Source organism: Streptomyces sp. IBSBF 3136 (genome assembly GCF_036815105.1).
In the GTDB taxonomy this organism is placed as follows: domain Bacteria; phylum Actinomycetota; class Actinomycetes; order Streptomycetales; family Streptomycetaceae; genus Streptomyces.
Window position 1 is genome coordinate 1 of record NZ_JAJSZC010000189.1, and the last position, 15,882, is coordinate 15,882.

Annotated in this window: 15 protein-coding genes; 7 read left to right on the plus strand and 8 right to left on the minus strand. The window is 71.9% G+C overall.

The window, feature by feature from the left end; translation table 11 throughout:
• Positions 1-992, minus strand: a 992-nt coding sequence (locus V7E45_RS30595) for a serine/threonine-protein kinase (RefSeq protein ID WP_333777461.1), incomplete at its 3' end; no start/stop codon positions are given.
• Positions 993-1,213: 221 nt separating this feature from the next.
• Here V7E45_RS30595 and V7E45_RS30600 point away from each other — a divergent pair.
• The 4 genes from V7E45_RS30600 (at position 1,214) to V7E45_RS30615 (ending at position 6,554) form a co-directional block, all read left to right on the plus strand.
• Positions 1,214-2,569, plus strand: coding sequence for an aspartate aminotransferase family protein (locus tag V7E45_RS30600; protein ID WP_333777462.1), 1,356 nt, complete (start codon positions 1,214-1,216; stop codon positions 2,567-2,569).
• Between the two features lie 99 nt (positions 2,570-2,668).
• The gene (locus tag V7E45_RS30605; RefSeq protein WP_333777473.1) at positions 2,669-3,364 is read left to right on the plus strand and encodes a GntR family transcriptional regulator; all 696 of its coding nucleotides are present in this window, start codon (positions 2,669-2,671) and stop codon (positions 3,362-3,364) included.
• Between the two features lie 26 nt (positions 3,365-3,390).
• Positions 3,391-5,823 (plus strand): dolichyl-phosphate beta-glucosyltransferase, encoded by a 2,433-nt coding sequence (locus V7E45_RS30610; protein ID WP_333777474.1) that lies wholly within the window; start codon positions 3,391-3,393, stop codon positions 5,821-5,823.
• Between the two features lie 80 nt (positions 5,824-5,903).
• Positions 5,904-6,554: a hypothetical protein gene (locus V7E45_RS30615; protein WP_333777463.1), complete on the plus strand. Its 651-nt coding sequence runs from the start codon at positions 5,904-5,906 to the stop codon at positions 6,552-6,554.
• Here V7E45_RS30615 and V7E45_RS30620 read toward each other — a convergent pair.
• The gene (locus V7E45_RS30620; RefSeq protein WP_333777464.1) at positions 6,547-6,978 is read right to left on the minus strand and encodes a hypothetical protein; all 432 of its coding nucleotides are present in this window, start codon (positions 6,976-6,978) and stop codon (positions 6,547-6,549) included. The two genes, V7E45_RS30615 and V7E45_RS30620, sit on opposite strands and share 8 nt — an antisense overlap.
• A gap of 116 nt (positions 6,979-7,094) precedes the next feature.
• Between V7E45_RS30620 and V7E45_RS30625 the strand changes: the two genes are divergently transcribed.
• Positions 7,095-7,946 carry a helix-turn-helix domain-containing protein gene (locus tag V7E45_RS30625; protein WP_333777465.1) on the plus strand — a complete coding sequence of 284 codons (852 nt, stop codon included), beginning with the start codon at positions 7,095-7,097 and terminating at the stop codon, positions 7,944-7,946.
• Entirely contained in the window at positions 7,943-8,146 is a 204-nt protein-coding gene (locus tag V7E45_RS30630; protein WP_333777466.1) for a DUF397 domain-containing protein, read from the plus strand. The genes V7E45_RS30625 and V7E45_RS30630 overlap by 4 nt, the downstream gene beginning before the upstream one ends.
• Here the strand turns inward: V7E45_RS30630 and V7E45_RS30635 are convergent.
• The 3 genes from V7E45_RS30635 to V7E45_RS30645 form a co-directional block, all read right to left on the minus strand.
• Complete coding sequence (locus tag V7E45_RS30635) at positions 8,103-9,920, minus strand: bifunctional metallophosphatase/5'-nucleotidase (RefSeq protein WP_333777467.1); 1,818 nt, start codon at positions 9,918-9,920, stop codon at positions 8,103-8,105. The two genes, V7E45_RS30630 and V7E45_RS30635, sit on opposite strands and share 44 nt — an antisense overlap.
• A gap of 141 nt (positions 9,921-10,061) precedes the next feature.
• On the minus strand, positions 10,062-10,271 hold the full coding sequence (locus V7E45_RS30640) for a hypothetical protein (protein ID WP_333777468.1): 210 nt from the start codon (positions 10,269-10,271) through the stop codon (positions 10,062-10,064).
• Between the two features lie 104 nt (positions 10,272-10,375).
• Positions 10,376-11,659, minus strand: a complete 1,284-nt coding sequence (locus V7E45_RS30645) for an adenylosuccinate synthase (protein WP_333777469.1) — start codon at positions 11,657-11,659, stop codon at positions 10,376-10,378.
• Between the two features lie 197 nt (positions 11,660-11,856).
• On the opposite strand from V7E45_RS30645, the gene V7E45_RS30650 reads away from it, so the two are divergent.
• Complete coding sequence (locus tag V7E45_RS30650; RefSeq protein WP_333777470.1) at positions 11,857-12,501, plus strand: diacylglycerol kinase; 645 nt, start codon at positions 11,857-11,859, stop codon at positions 12,499-12,501.
• A 23-nt stretch (positions 12,502-12,524) separates the two neighbouring features.
• Here the strand turns inward: V7E45_RS30650 and V7E45_RS30655 are convergent, their stop codons facing one another.
• Genes V7E45_RS30655 through V7E45_RS30665 form a run of 3 tightly spaced genes read right to left on the minus strand, consistent with a single transcriptional unit; the run spans position 12,525 to position 15,788 of the window.
• Entirely contained in the window at positions 12,525-13,745 is a 1,221-nt protein-coding gene (locus V7E45_RS30655) for a cytochrome P450 (protein WP_333777471.1), read from the minus strand.
• 19 nt (positions 13,746-13,764) lie between these two features.
• The gene (locus V7E45_RS30660) at positions 13,765-14,430 is read right to left on the minus strand and encodes a response regulator transcription factor (protein WP_317444538.1); all 666 of its coding nucleotides are present in this window, start codon (positions 14,428-14,430) and stop codon (positions 13,765-13,767) included.
• Entirely contained in the window at positions 14,427-15,788 is a 1,362-nt protein-coding gene (locus V7E45_RS30665; protein WP_333777472.1) for a sensor histidine kinase, read from the minus strand. The genes V7E45_RS30660 and V7E45_RS30665 overlap by 4 nt, the downstream gene beginning before the upstream one ends.
• Positions 15,789-15,882 lie beyond the last annotated feature (94 nt).

Consider the following 15,882-nt stretch of genomic DNA (forward strand, 5'->3'; position numbering starts at 1 on the left):
GCGGGCGGCAGCGCGGGCTGGAGGCCCGCGGCGGGGCCGGCGTCGGCCCGGGCGGACGGCGGCGGGGTGCTCTCCGGGTCCTCCGTCTCCAGCAGCCGCACCGCGTGCCGGCCCAGCTGGGCCACCAGCGCGCCCGGCAGCCAGGGGTCGCGGGACCGGCCCCCGGCGACGGTGTCCTCCGCTCCGGTCAGCTCCAGGATCCGGTCCAGGGAGGGCCGGGCGGCGGGGTCCTTGCGCAGGCAGTCGCGGACCAGGTCCGCGATCCCCTCCGGCAGCCCGTCGAGGTCGGGCTCCTCCTGGGCGATCCGGAACATCAGCGCGTGCACCCCGCTGTTCGTGCCGCCGAAGGGGAGCACGCCGGTGGCCGCGTAGGCGAGCACGGAGCCGAGGCAGAAGACGTCGCACGCGGGCGTGATCCGGTCCCCGCGCACCTGCTCCGGTGCCATGAACCCCGGCGACCCGACCAGGGAGCCGGTCCGGGTCAGGCCGTCCCCGGCCAGCGTCTCCATCGCCCGCGCGATCCCGAAGTCGATCACCCGGGGCCCGTCGATGGTCACCAGCACGTTGGACGGCTTCAGGTCCCGGTGCACGATCCCGGCCGCGTGGATGTCCTTCAGCGCGTTCGCGAGCCCCGCCGCCAGGATCCGCACCGACCGCTCCGGCAGTGCCCCGTGGTCGTGCCCGACGACCTGCTGCAGGCTGGGCCCGGCGACATACCCGGTGGCCACCCAGGGCACCGCAGCCTCGGTGTCCGCGTCCAGCACGGGCGCGGTCCAGTAGCCGCCGACCCGCCGCGCGGCCTGCACCTCCTGCCGGAAGCGCGCCCGGAACTCCTCCTGCTCGGCCAGCTCCTCGCGGACCAGCTTCACGGCGACCGTACGGCCGCGGTCCGACCGGGCCAGGTACACCTGCCCCATGCCGCCCGCGCCGAGCCGCGCCAACAGCCGGTACGCCCCGATCCGCTGCGGCTCCCCCGCTCCGAGCTTCTCCATCCCCGCGCCGCCTTCCCCCCATAGGTCTGCAACGGACCGAGGATAGTGCGGCGGCCCGGGGCGCCGTGCGGAGCGGGCTCTACGGTTGCGTAACGGCGACCGGGGCGACCGGTACCGACCGCCGCCGCCCGCCGACTTCGACAATCTGTCGCGGAAACACCCCGCCCAGGGAACAGGACGCCCATGCCGCGTCCGTATCGCGGGCATTTACCCTCGCCCGCATGACCCCTCAGCCCAACCCCTCCGCCGGCGCCGCAGTGAAGGCCGCTGACCGCGCGCACGTCTTCCACTCCTGGTCCGCCCAGGACCTCATCGACCCGCTCGCCGTCGCAGGCGCCGAGGGGTCGTACTTCTGGGACTACGACGGCAAGCGGTACCTGGACTTCACCAGCGGGCTCGTCTACACGAACATCGGCTACCAGCACCCCAAGGTCGTCGCGGCCATCCAGGAGCAGGCCGCGACGATGACGACCTTCGCGCCCGCCTTCGCGATCGAGGCCCGCTCGGAGGCGGCCCGGCTGATCGCCGAGCGGACCCCCGGCGACCTGGACAAGATCTTCTTCACCAACGGCGGCGCCGACGCCGTCGAGCACGCGGTGCGCATGGCCCGGCTGCACACGGGCCGCCCCAAGGTGCTCTCGGCCTACCGCTCGTACCACGGCGGCACCCAGCAGGCGGTGAACCTCACCGGCGACCCGCGCCGCTGGGCCTCCGACAGCGGCAGCGCCGGCGTCGTCCACTTCTGGGCGCCGTTCCTCTACCGCTCCCGCTTCTACGCGGAGACGGAGGAGCAGGAGACCGCGCGGGCGCTGGAGCACCTGGAGACGACGATCGCCTTCGAGGGACCGGGCACGGTCGCCGCGATCATCCTGGAGACCATCCCCGGCACCGCCGGGATCATGGTGCCGCCGCCCGGCTACCTGGCCGGGGTGCGCGAGATCTGCGACAAGTACGGCATCGTCTTCGTCCTGGACGAGGTCATGGCCGGGTTCGGCCGGACCGGCGAGTGGTTCGCCGCCGACCTGTTCGGGGTCGTCCCGGACCTGATGACCTTCGCCAAGGGCGTGAACTCCGGGTACGTGCCGCTCGGCGGTGTCGCCATCTCCCCGCGGATAGCCGAGACCTTCGGCAAGCGGCCCTACCCCGGCGGTCTCACCTACTCCGGGCACCCGCTGGCCTGCGCCGCCGCCGTCGCCACGATCACCGCGATGGCGGAGGAGGGCGTCGTGGAGAACGCGGCCCGGCTCGGCTCGTCGGTCCTCGGCCCGGCCCTCGCCGCCCTGGCGGAGCGCCACCCGAGCGTCGGCGAGGTGCGCGGCACCGGCATGTTCTGGGCGCTGGAACTGGTGCGGAACCGGGAGACCCGGGAGCCGCTGGTCCCGTACAACGCGGCCGGCGAGGCGAACGCCCCCATGGCCGCGTTCGCGGCCGCCGCCAAGCAGCACGGTTTGTGGCCCTTCGTGAACATGAACCGCACCCACGTGGTCCCGCCGTGCAACGTCACGGAGGCCGAACTGAAGGAGGGACTCGCGGCCCTCGACGCGGCTCTGAGCGTGGCCGACACGTACACCGTGTAGCCGAACTCGAACTGCCCCGCGCGCAACCCGAACGCGTAAGGTGACGTGCTCGTAAGTGAGGACGAGTACGTCACCCGCACGTGTGAGGAGGCCCGGACGATGCCCGGCAACGGCGGCGCCGTGACGCGCAGCACCCTGCGCCAGCAGATCGCGGACGCGCTGCGTGACGAGGTGCTGGCGGGCCGCCTCACGCCGGGCCGGGCGTTCACCGTCAAGGAGATCGCCGACCAGTACGGCGTCTCGGCGACCCCGGTCCGCGAGGCCCTGGTCGACCTCTCCGCGCAGGGCATCCTGGAGGCCGACCAGCACCGCGGTTTCCGGGTCCCCGAGTACTCGCTCGCGGACTACCGGAGCATGATCGAGGCCCGCTCCCTGGTCACCGACGGCATCTTCCAGTGCCTGACCGCCGGGCACCCGGCCTTCGCCGACGCCGAGAACCCGCGGACGGTGGCCGCCCTGGCGGCGGTGCGCCGGCGCGGCGAGGAGGCGCAGCGCGCCTCCGCGTCCGGTGACCTGACCGTGCTGATCGGTTACGACCTGCGGTTCTGGCGCGAGCTGAGCGGCTTGTTCGGCAACCCCTACCTGGCCGACTTCCTGCACCGGCTGCGGGTGCAGTCCTGGGTGTGCGCGGTGCAGCACCTGCGCCGGCTGCCCGACGTGCGCGGCCGGCTGTGGGCCGGGCACACCGAACTGGTCGACGCCCTGGCCCGCCGCGAGGCCGACACCGCCCGCGCGATCGTGGCCGCCGCCAACGAGCACGCCCTGGCCCTGGTCGAACGGCTGGCGGCCCAGTGAGCGGCGCGGCGGAACACGGCGTCCGCATACCCCGTCCGCGGGCCGCCGACGGTGCTCCCGGCCAGGTCGGTCTCTCCGTCGTCATCCCGGCCTACAACGAGGAGCAGCGCCTCGGCCCCACCCTGGAGGCCATCACCGGCTACCTCGCCGCGTACGCGGACACCTGGGAGGTGATCGTCGCCGACGACGGCTCGACCGACGGCACCCGCGAGGTCGGTGCGCTCGACCATCCCCGGGTACGCCTCGTCACCTCCCCCGGCAACCGCGGCAAGGGGCACGCGCTGCGGCTCGGGGTCGCCGCGTCCCGCGGCCGGCGGGTCCTGATCACCGACGCCGACCTGTCCGCGCCCATCGAGGAGCTGGAGCGCCTGGACGAGGCGCTCGTCGAGGGCGGCGCGGCGGCCATCGCCTCCCGGTCGGTGCCGGGCGCGGAGATAGCCGACCGGCAGCACCGGGCGCGCGAGCTGCTGGGCCGGGCCGGGAACTTCCTGATCCGCCGCACGGCCGTGCCCGGGATACGGGACACGCAGTGCGGCTTCAAGCTGTTCGAGGGCGACCGGGCCCGCGCGGCCTTCGGCGCCGCCCGCCTGGACGGCTGGGGCATCGACGTGGAGGTGCTGCACCACTTCCACCGCGCCGGCTGGCCGGTGACCGAGGTCCCGGTCCGCTGGAGCCACCGCCCCGGCTCCAAGGTCGGCCCCCTGGACTACCTCCGGGTGCTCGCCGACCTCGCCCGCATCCGGGCCCGTTCGCTGCGCCCCGCCGACCTGCTCGCCGCCGTCCTCTTCCTGCTGATGTCGGTGGCCCTGTACTCGGGCCGGTTCTTCGACCCCTCCCACCGCTATCTGACCGACTCCATGCAGGACCAGAACCAGTGGGAGTGGTTCTTCGCGGTCACCGCGGACAACGTCGCCCATCTGCGCAACCCGCTCTTCACCGACCTCCAGGGCTTCCCGGACGGCGTCAACCTGATGGCCAACACGGTGATGCTGGGCCTGTCGGTGCCGTTCACTCCGGTCACCCTGCTGTTCGGGCCGGCCGTCGCGCTCAGTGTGTGCATGACGCTGGGCCTGGCCGCCACCGCGGGCGCCTGGTACTGGCTGATCGCGAGGCGGGTGGTGCGCCGCCGGACGGCCGCGTTCGCCGGGGCGTCCCTCGCGGCCTTCGCGCCACCGATGGTCAGCCACGCCAACGCGCACCCCAACTTCGTCATCCTGTTCATGGTGCCGCTGATCGTCGACCGCGCGCTGCGCCTGGCCGGCGGTGCCCGGGTGGTCCGGGACGGGATCGTGCTCGGCCTGATGGCCGCCTACCAGATCTTCCTCGGCGAGGAGCCGCTGCTGCTCGCGTCGATGGGCATGCTCCTGTTCGCCGCCGCCTACGGCGCCGCGCGCCGGGACGTGGCGCGGGCGGCCCTGCGGCCGCTGCTGACGGGTCTGCTGATCGCCGGGGCCGTCTGCCTGCCGCTGGTGGCGTACGCGCTGTACTGGCAGTTCGCCGGGCCGCAGAGCTACGCGGGCATCGCGCACGGCGACAGCGCGGGCAACAGTCCGCTGTCCCTGCTCGCCTTCGCCGAGCGCTCCCTGATCGCGGGCGACGCGGCGACGGCCGGCCGGCTGTCGCTGAACCCGACCGAGCAGAACGCCTTCTACGGCTGGCCGCTGGTCGCCGTCGCCTTCGCCATCGCCGTACGGCTGTGGGACCGCGCCCTGGTCAGGGCGCTGGCGTTCACCGCGGTGGCCGCGGCCGTCCTCTCGCTCGGCGCGAGGATCCGCATCCCGCTCACCGACACCGTCCTGCCCGGCCCCTGGGCCCCGCTCGCCCACCTGCCGCTGTTCGAGTCGGTGATCGAGGGCCGGGTGGCGATGATCTGCGCCCCGGCGCTCGGCATGCTCCTCGCGCTGGCCCTCGACCGGGCCGCCGCCTCCCCGACCCCGTCCAGCCGGCACCTGGGCCTGCTGGGCGTGGCCTTCGCGCTGCTCCCGCTCGTCCCGGCGCCGCTGAAGTCCGCGGACCGGGTCGCGGTGCCGGCGTTCGTCACGGACGGGGGGTGGAAGTCGTACGTGCGGGACGGCGAGTCACTGGTCCCGGTGCCGCTGCCCGACCCGGGCGCCGCCGAGGCCCTGCACTGGCAGACGGCCGCACACCTGGGCTTCAGGCTGCCCGGCGGCTACTTCAACGGCCCGTACGGCGAGGACCGGGTCGGCATCTACGGTGCCGCCCCGCGCTACACCGCCAACATGCTCCGGGACGTCCGCTACACCGGTCTCGTCCCGGTCATCGGAAAGAACTGGCGGGCCCAGGCGCAGCGGGACTTCGTCTACTGGAAGGCGGGCGCCCTGGTTCTGGCCCCGCAGCCGAACGACGGCGCCCTGCGCACGGTCCTGAAGAAGCTCACCGGCCGGGACGGGAAGTGGACCGGTGGGGTATGGGTATGGGACCTGCACAGGGGGAGCTGAGCCCGGCCGCCACCGACTACCCTTCCCTGACCACCTGCTGCTGTGCGTGAACGCGCGCGTGCCGATGCGAGGAGCTCTCTTTGGCCTGTGACCTGTGGCTGGTACCGCTCGTCGACGTGTTGTGCCACACCCCGGACAACCCGTTCGCCGAGGAACTCGCGCACTACAACGACGCACTGGCCGCGGCCGGGCTCCCGCCGGTGCCGGTGTACCAGTACATGCCGGGCCTGTCCGGCGAGGTCGCCCCGGTCGCCGGCTTCGACTACGACGCGCTGCACTTCCTGCGCCGGGTGTACCTGCTCCAGGTCTGCGGACTGCCGGTGACGCCGGTGGACGAACTCGGCGGCGACTACGAGCAGCTGCTGGAGATGTTCGAGTCGACGGCCCAGCAGTCCCACCTGGTCTGGCACTACGACCACGCGGGCGCGTACGTCCCGGTCGACTTCCCGCACCCGCTGTCCAACGAGGAACTGCTCGCCGGCGGCGGCCCGCTGGGCTCCGCGCAGTCCCTGCTGCGCGAGCTGGAGTTCGTGGCCCCGTCGATCGGCATCGATCCGGCCAATCCCCCGGCGGCGCCGGAACCGCCCTCCGCCCCGACGGAGCTGGAGGAACCGGCGGTCCCGGCGCCGTACGACCCGAGCCCCTTCGCCCGCGAACGCCACGTGTGGCTCGGCCTGCACGCGGCCGCGACGCGCTCGCTGGCCCAGGGCTCCATGATCGTGTTCAGCTGAGCCCGTCGCCGCACGGCCGGCGATCCGGCCCCTCACCGAGCACCGAGCGCAGCAGCAGCGTGTGCACGAACCGGCCGGGGGCGGTGGGCGGGTACCGCCAGGCGAGCGGCCACGTCCCTCCCTCCAGCGCCGGCACCGGGATGAAGCAGACCCGGTACGGGCCGCTCGTCAGCCGGGTCACCTCCTGGGGCCAGCCGCGGTGGCCGGTGCTGCCCGCCGCCACGAGGAAGTAGACGCACCGCCGTCCGCTGCCCGACTCCACCACCGGCCCCGGGTCGCCCCCGGTCATCCGCGCCAGCCGGTCGGCGACCTCCCGCCCCCGGTCGCCGTCGAGCCGTACGGCGTCGAATTGGACCCCCGCCTTGCGGAGTTGGACACCGGTGGCGGGAACCCAATCCAGCGCGGGGTGACTTTCCGTGTTCATGGGCCCAGTGTCGGTGGGCGCCGCTACGGTCTTCCATGACTCTCCGTCGACCCTTCGCAACGGTCGGGAGCGGGGCTGGAGTGTCGATGACCGGTTGAGTTCGGTTGAGTCCGGGGGTGACCGTTTTGGCGCGGGCGGAGAACAAGGTGGAGGCGGGCGGTACGGCGCATCTCGTCGCCGCCCTGGCGAAGGCGCTGCGCGAGCAGCAGAGCCTGACGCAGGACGAGTTGGGCAGGCGGATCGGCTACACGGGCTCCGCGATCAGCGCGATGGAGACGTGCGCGCAGCCGGCCAGCGACAAGATGCTGGTGGCCCTGGAGGAGCAGATCGGGGGCGGGCTGGGCGTCTTCGAGAAGGCGCGGAAGTTCATGCTGCTGGACAAGTACCCGCCGCAATTCAAGAACTTCGCGTTGATGGAGGCGGAGGCGGTGTCCTTGGCGTCGTACGAGACGTTCGTGGTCGCCGGACTGTTCCAGACGCCGGATTACGCAAGGGCCCTGATCGGCGGCGGCTTTCCCAAGTTGCCCCACGACAAGGTGGAGGAACTGGTCGAGGCACGCCTCGCGCGGAGGGCGCTCTTCGATCGCACGGACCCCCAGGCCATGATCGAGTTGATCCTCGACGAGTCGGTGCTCCGGCGCCCGATCGGCAGTTGGGAGGTTCTGCGAGGTCAACTGCGTTCGCTCGCCGAGGACGCGGAGCGCGACAACGTGAGCGTCCAAGTCATGTCTGTCGAACGCGGGTTGAGGGGCGGACATGCCGGCACCCGAGGTGACATGGCGCTGGTGGTGACCAAGGAGCACCACCACGTGGTCTACCTGGAGATCGAGGACGAGAGTGTGCTGGTCAGCGATCCCGTAAAGGTGGCCAGCCTCACGCACCGGTATGCAAAGATCCGATCACAGGCTATGAGCCCGGACGACTCGTTGAGCCTCATCCAGAAGTTGGCAGGAGATGAGCGGACATGACCAGCACCCTGCGATGGTTCAAGTCGAGCTACAGCAACGACAGCGGCGGCAACTGCCTCGAAGTCGCCCCCACCTCCGGCCTCGTCCACATCCGGGACTCCAAGAAGCCCGACGGCCCCCGTCTCACCGTCTCGCCGGGGGCCTGGGCCGGATTCCTCAGAACACCGGCGTTCCCGCCTGCGTCAGCTTCCAGTTGGTGACGGCGAAGTCCGCCGGGTCGAGCGTCTTCTTCGTCGTCACGTAGTCGATCATCAGCTGGCGGATCTCGTTCGTGGAGCTGTAGGCGATCTCCGCCGAGGCGATGTGCGGGTACCCCGAACCGCCGTTGGCGCGGTAGTTGTTGACCGCCACGACGAAGACCTGGTCGTCGGCGACCGGGGCGCCCTCGTAGGTCAGGTTCCTGATCCGGGAGCCCTCGGGCTGCGCGATGTCGATGTCGTACGAGACGCCCGCCGCCGTGTCGTACATGTAGTCCCAGAAGCTGTTGGCGTTGGTGAGGGTCGCGGTGTCGACCGCCGTGCCGGCCGGGACCTGGTGGTAGTACTTCGCCGCGTACTCCAGGTAGTCCTTGAGCTGGGCGCCCGTCAGCTTCTTGCCGTAGAGGGTGTTGTCGTAGATGTAGAGGCCGGCGATGTCCTTGATGGTGACGCTGCCCTGGGGGATGTCCGCGGTGCGGCTGAAGGGTGCCGCCACCGAGATCAGCGGGAGCGCCGCGTCGGCCGTGGACAGGCCCGCCTTCACCGTCTCCGCCTGCACCTTGTGGATGAAGTCCATGATCGGCACGTCACGCCAGCAGGAGTCCGCCGCCGAGAGGTCGGCGGTGCAGGTGCCGACGGCCGTGTTCACGTACTTCACCACCAGCTCGTGGTCGGCCTCCAGGAGCTTCCTGATCTCCGGGTCCTCGGCAACGCCGCTGGGGTTGAGGGTCTGGGCCGTCTTGCCCGTGACCTTCCACTGGCCGTGGTGCAGTTCGAGCTCGAAGTCGAAGACGCTCAGCCGGTAGCCCCAGCAGTACGGCTCGGAGAGCAGGACCTCCTCGCCGGTCTCCGCGTTCTTGACGGTGTAGGACGGGACTTCCACGTGGGTGTGACCGACCAGGATCGCGTCGATGCCCGGCACCTGCTCTGCCACCAGGTTCGAGGCGTTCTCGACGTACGGGAGCGCGTCGCCGTAGGACGAGGAGCCGTCAAGACCGGAGTGGTCGGTCAGGAAGACGACGTCGCAGCCGAGCGCCCGCAGCCTCGGCACGTACTTCCTCGCCTGCTCGACCAGGCCCGGGAAGACCATCCGGCCGCCGACGTTGTCCTTGTCCCACAGGGCGATGCCGGGGTTGGTGAGGCCGAGGATGCCCACCTTGATGTCGGGTGCGCCGGGGACCCTGATGCGCTTGACCGTGTACGGCTGGAAGGCGGGGCGCAGGGTCTTGGCGTCGAGGGCGTTGGCGCCGAGCAGCGGGAAGTGGCACTGGCTCTCGAACCGGCGCAGGACGTCGATGCCGTAGTTGAACTCGTGGTTGCCGAGGGCGGCGGCGTCGTAGCGCATGTGGTTCATGGCGACGGCCATCGGGTGCCGGGGGCCACACTTGCCGTCGGTGCCGGTGATGGGGTCGACGCGGGCGAAGTAGTAGGCCAGGGAGGTGCCCTGGATGATGTCGCCGGCGTCGACCAGCAGCACCCGGTCCTCGCCCTTGGCCTCGCGCTGCTGCCGGACGAGGGTCGCCACCCGGGCCACGCCGACGGAGTTGCCGGCCTTGTCGCTGTAGGCGGCGTCCTTGTAGTAGTCCCAGTCGAAGACGTGGCTGTGCAGGTCGGTCGTGCCGAGGATGGAGAACGACCAGGTGCGGTGCGCCTTCTCGGGCTGCCTGCCGGCGGCCTCGGCGGGCGCCGCCGCGACGGTGCCCGCGGCGGCGACGGCCGCCGAGGTGACGGCCGACTTCTTCACGAACTCCCGGCGGTTCATGGGACTGACGGGCATACGGGGCTCCTGGGGTACACATGCGTGAGGGCGGGCGGACGGGCGCGGCGGGACTACACGCGTAGATCGTGGCGGGGGTCAGAGGCGCCCGAAACCAGGAGTGAGCCATGTCCAGGTCAAAGATGCGTCACGGCGCCCGCGTCAGGGGTGCCGGATGATCCGGATCACCGGCGGCCACAGCACCCCGCCCGCCATCAGCAGCGAGGGCCCCAGGTGCACCGGGCACACCCACAGCGGGGGTTTCCCGTGCCGCACGACCTCGAAGACGGCCGGGTCGGAGCAGTCCGTGCCGTCGGCGCCGCCCTCACCGCCGTACGGCCCCCGGCACCGTGCGTTCCGGTGGACGCTCATACCTCGATTGTCCCTCGCCCGCGCCGGGGCGCCCCGAACGCGGAACCGCCCGCCGATCGCGCCGGGGCGGATCGACGGGCGGAACCGTGGAGCGGTGTCGCGGCCTACAGGAACGAGTTGATCTCGATCGTCTCGTCCCGGCCCGGGCCCACGCCGATCGCGGAGATCGGGGCGCCGGACATCTCCTCCAGCGCCTTGACGTAGTTCTGGGCGTTCTTCGGCAGGTCGGAGAAGGACTTCGCCTTGGTGATGTCCTCGGACCAGCCGGGCAGCGTCTCGTAGACGGGCTTCGCGTGGTGGAAGTCGGTCTGCGAGTACGGCAGTTCCTCGACCCGCTTGCCGTCGATCTCGTACGCCACGCAGACCGGGATCTGCTCCCAGCCGGTGAGGACGTCCAGCTTGGTGAGGAAGAAGTCGGTCAGGCCGTTCACCCGGGTCGCGTAGCGGGCGATGACCGCGTCGAACCAGCCGCAGCGGCGGTCACGGCCGGTGGTCACGCCCCGCTCGCCGCCGATCCGGCGCAGCGCCTCGCCGTCCTCGTCGAACAGCTCGGTCGGGAAGGGACCGGCGCCGACACGGGTCGTGTACGCCTTCAGGATGCCGATGACCCGGCTGATCTTCGTCGGACCCACACCGGCGCCGGTGCAGGCGCCGCCCGCGGTCGGGTTGGAGGAGGTGACGAAGGGGTACGTGCCGTGGTCGATGTCGAGGAGGGTGCCCTGACCGCCCTCGAACAGGACGACCTTGTCCTCCTCCAGCGCCTGGTTGAGGACCAGCACGGTGTCGGTGACGTACGGCTTGATCTGCCCGGCGTAGCCCAGCAGTTCCTCGACCACCTGGTCGACGGCGATGGCGCGCCGGTTGTACAGCTTGGTCAGGAGCTGGTTCTTGACGTCGAGGGCCGCCTCGACCTTCTGGGTCAGGATCGACTCGTCGTAGAGGTCCTGGACCCGGATGCCGACGCGGTTGATCTTGTCCGCGTAGGTCGGACCGATGCCGCGCCCCGTCGTACCGATCTTCCGCTTGCCGAGGAAGCGCTCCGTGACCTTGTCGACGGTCACGTTGTACGGCGTGATGACGTGCGCGTTACCGCTGATGAGGAGCTTGGACGTGTCAACGCCACGCTCGTTCAGACCGCTCAGCTCGGAGAGCAGGACCGACGGGTCGATGACGACACCGTTGCCGATGACCGGCGTACAACCGGGAGAGAGGATTCCGGAAGGGAGGAGGTGGAGTGCATACTTCTGGTCGCCGACGACGACCGTGTGGCCGGCGTTGTTGCCGCCCTGGTAACGCACTACATAGTCCACCGAGCCACCGAGCAGGTCGGTCGCCTTCCCCTTGCCTTCGTCACCCCACTGAGCACCGAGCAGCACAAGTGCGGGCACGCGCGTACACCCCTTCCGGGCGGGGCATGTCCAAGGTCGGGGGCTTGGGCGTAAGGTTCACCGCCGCACACCACCGCGACCGCCTTTGGTCGCACGACCGTCGGACCGGATGCCCCGGAATAGACGAAGCCCCTGGCGCAATAGCGCAAGGGGCTCTTGCACAAAGATGCTACCCGAGGAAGCGAGGCAGGACCGAGGTGGCGACCTTCGCGACGTCCGATCAGCTGCTGGTGATCATCGATCCGGCGGCACGGCACAGGGACGGGGAGTCCGTACGGATCGCGAAAGACGTGCTCAGCGCGGGTGCGACCACCAAGGTGTGTCTGCCGGACGGCCCCGAGGAATTCGCCCGGGCACTGGGCCGTCGGGGGTCCCGGCGCCCCGTCGTGGTCGGCGACGACCGGGCGCTGATCCGCGCGGTGACCCTGCTGCACCGCCACCGCGAGCTGGCCGGATGCGCGCTGTCGATGGTTCCGGTCGGGGAGGCCGCCCTGGCGGAGTCCCTCGGGGTGCCGGCCGGCGCCGTGGCGGCGGCCCGTGCCGTGCTGGACGGGCCGGAACGGCGGCGCGTGGAGGTCGACGGCGACACGGTCGTGGACCTGGACCAGCCGGTGGAGGCGGTGTCGGTGACCCCGGGCGCCCACGGGATCGCCGAGGTGGAGGTACGGCCCCTGTCCCTGGGCGCGGAGGCCACCCCGCTGCGCGCCTCCGGCCGCTCGGTGACGGTGGTCGGCGCGGACTTCCGCTACCGCGCGGACGCGGCGGTCGCGGGCCCGGTCCGCCGCCGTACCTGGACCGTCCGGGAGGACGCCTGGTCCCTGACGCTGCCCGCCCCCGAGTGACCCGGGGGCGGACGGCCCGGTGATCACCTCAGCTCGACGTCCAGGCCCTCCAGGCCGCGGATCACGAAGTTCGGCTTGCGCTTCGGCTCCGCCGCCGGGCTCAGCGTGGGGGCCTGCTCCAGCAGGGCGGTCATGGAGGCCGCGAGCTCGATGCGGGCCAGCGGGGCGCCGATGCAGTAGTGGATGCCCGCGCTGAAGGAGATGTGCGGGTTGTCCCTGCGGGTGACGTCCAGGCGCTCGGGGGCGGCGAAGACGGACGGGTCGTGGTTGGCGGAGCCGAACAGCATGGCGATCTCCGCGCCCCGGGGGATCGTGGTGCCGTCGATCTCGATGTCGTCCAGGACCCAGCGCTCGAAGAGCTGGAGCGGGGTGTCGTAGCGCATCAGCTCCTCGATCGCGGCCGGGACCAGGGAGTGGTCCGCGCGCAGGGCCGCGAGCTGGTCCGGGTTGCGGAACAGCGCCCACCAGCCGTTCACCGTGGCGTTGACGGTGGCCTCGTGACCGGCGTTGAGGAGGAGGACGGCCGTGGAGATCATCTCCTGCTCCGTCAGCCGGTCGCCCTCGTCATGGGCCGCGATCAGGCCCGAGATGAGGTCGTCGCCCGGGTTCCTGCGCCGCTCGGCGATCAGTTCGCGCAGGTAGCCGGAGAACTCGACCGACGCGCGCACGGCCCGCTCGGCGGTGTCCCCGGACGGGTTCAGCTCGTACATCCCGCAGATGTCCGCCGACCACGGCCGCAGCGGCGCCCGGTCCGACTCGGGGATGCCCAGCATCTCGGCGATCACGGCCACCGGCAGCGGCTCGGCCACATCCGTCAGCAGGTCGCCGCCGCCCGCCGCCACCAGCCCGGCCACCAGCTCGTTCGCCAGGTTCCCGACGTACGGGACCAGCGCCTCCACCGTGCGCGGGGTGAACGCCTTCGACACCAGCCGCCGTATCCGGGTGTGGTCCGGCGGCTCCAGGTCGAGCATGCCGTGGTCGTTGAGGGTGTGGAACGGCTCGTGCTCCGGGGCGGGCGGGGTCCGGCCGAACTCCTCGTGGCTGAACCGGTGCTGGTAGGCGCGGCCCAGCCGGCGGTCCCGCAGCAGCGCCGAGACGTCCGCGTGGTGCGGGACCAGCCACTGGTCGGTCGGCTCGTACCGGATCACCCGGCCGCGCGAGCGCAGCTCGGCGTAGGCGGGGTACGGGTCGGCGACGAACGCCGGGTCCCAGGGATCGAAAGCGAGGTCGGAAGGAGCTGCCATGGACGGACGCTAGCCCGGCTCACCCCGGCGTGACCAGCCTCGCCTCGTACGCGAACACCGCCGCCTGGGTGCGGTCCCGCAGCCCCAGTTTCACCAGGATCCGGCTCACATGGGTCTTGATCGTCGACTCGGCGACCACCAGCCGTCCGGCGATCTCCGCGTTGGACAGGCCGTGCGCGATCAGCACCAGCACCTCCGTCTCGCGCTCCGTCAGCTCCCCGTACGCCGCCTGCGCCGACGGCATCAGTCCGGGCGCCTCCGCGAGCCGGGAGAACTCCGTGATCAGCCGTCTGGTCACCGAGGGCGCCAGCAGCGCCTCCCCGGACGCCACCACCCGCACGCCGTCCGCGAGCTGCCGCGCCGAGGCGTCCTTCAGCAGGAAGCCGGAGGCCCCGGCGCGCAGCGCCTGGTACACGTACTCGTCGAGGTCGAACGTGGTCAGCACCAGCACCTTGGCCGCCGCGTCCGCGGCCACGATCTCCCGGGTCGCCTCGATGCCGTTCAGCTCGGGCATCCGGATGTCCATCAGCACCACGTCCGGGGCGAGTTCCCGCACCCGCTCGACCGCCTCCCGGCCGTTGACGGCCTCGCCGGCGACCTCGATGTCCGGCATCGCGTTCAGCAGGACGGAGAAGCCCTCGCGGACCATCATCTGGTCGTCCGCGATCAGCACGCGGATCGTCATGCCCCGTCCTCGCTCGCGGTCGCGTCGGCCGGCACCGGCAGGAACACCGTCACCTCGTGGCCGCCGTCGGCCGCCGGGCCCGCCGTCATCTCGCCGCCCAGCATCGAGACGCGCTCCCTCATGCCGGTGACGCCGTGCCCGGCCCCGGGTGAGGGCTTGACCAGGTGGGGCGCGGGCGGCGGCCCGTTGACTATGCGCAGACCGAGGCCGCCGAGGACGTACCCGATCTCCACCCGGGCGTCCGCACCCGGCGCGTGCCGCAGCGTGTTGCTCAGCGCCTCCTGCACGATCCGGTACGCCGACAGCTCCACGCCCTGCGGCAGTTCGCGCACCGCGCCGGTCACCGCCTTCGTCACCTCGAGGCCGGCCTCCCGCACGTTGGCGAGCAGCCCGTCCAGGTCGGCGAGGGTGGGCTGGGGGGCGTCGGGCGCCTCGTAGTCCTCCGCGCGGACGACTCCCAGCACCCGGCGCAGCTCGGTCAGGGCCGCCACCGCGTTCTCCCGGATGGTGGCGAACGCCTTCTCCAGCTCGGGAGGGGGGTTCTCCACCCGGTAGGGCGCGGCCTCGGCCTGGATGGCGACCACCGACATGTGGTGGGCGACCACGTCGTGCAGCTCGCGGGCGATGGTGGTGCGCTCCTCCAGCAGGGTGCGCCGGGAACGCTCCGCCTCGGTCACCGTCTGCTGCGCGGTGACCTCCTGCTGGGCCTCACGGCGGATGTGCCGGACGGTGACGGCGAGCAGGATCAGCGCGGAGAGGATCAGCATCGGGCCCACGTCGGTGCTGTAGTGGTCCCAGCCGAAGAGGCTCTCGGCGACGAAGCCGTAGGCCGCGGTCATCACCCACATCCAGGCCGCGGCGCGGGGGCGGGTGCGCAGGGCGACGACGGTGAGCACCACCAGATGGGTCAGGAAGCTGCCGGGCAGCCACGGCCAGTCGCCCCAGCCGCTGGTGCCGCCGAGGACGAGGGCGGCCGCGGAGGCGGCGAGCGAGCACCAGAACGCCCCTACGGGACGCACCAGGGTCAGCAGCACCGGCCCGAGCGCCAGCAGCCCGCTCAGCAGGGACAGCAGTCCGGCGCGGTCCGTGCTCGCCAGGGCGAAGAGCATGGCCACCACGCCGAGCGCGACGACCACGGCGTGCGGGGTCCAGGCCGCGTACTCGCGCATGCGGCCCGGGCCGCGGCGGGCGGACGTGCCGTCGGCACCGGCCCGGGGCAGCGGCCGGTAGGCGAAGGCGTCGTGGAACAGGTCCTGCCGCAGCCCGCGCAGGGCGTCCGCGGCCAGTCGGTACTCCGGGCTGCGCTGCTTGGTCGCGCCGCCCCGCGGCACCGACCGCGTCTGGGTCGTCTCGGTCACGTCCCACACGGTAGGCCCGGACGAACGGCCCGGTCGTCACCAGTGAGAAGGGTCCTGCGGCGTCCTTCTCAGGTACTACGGGCGGGCCGGGGGG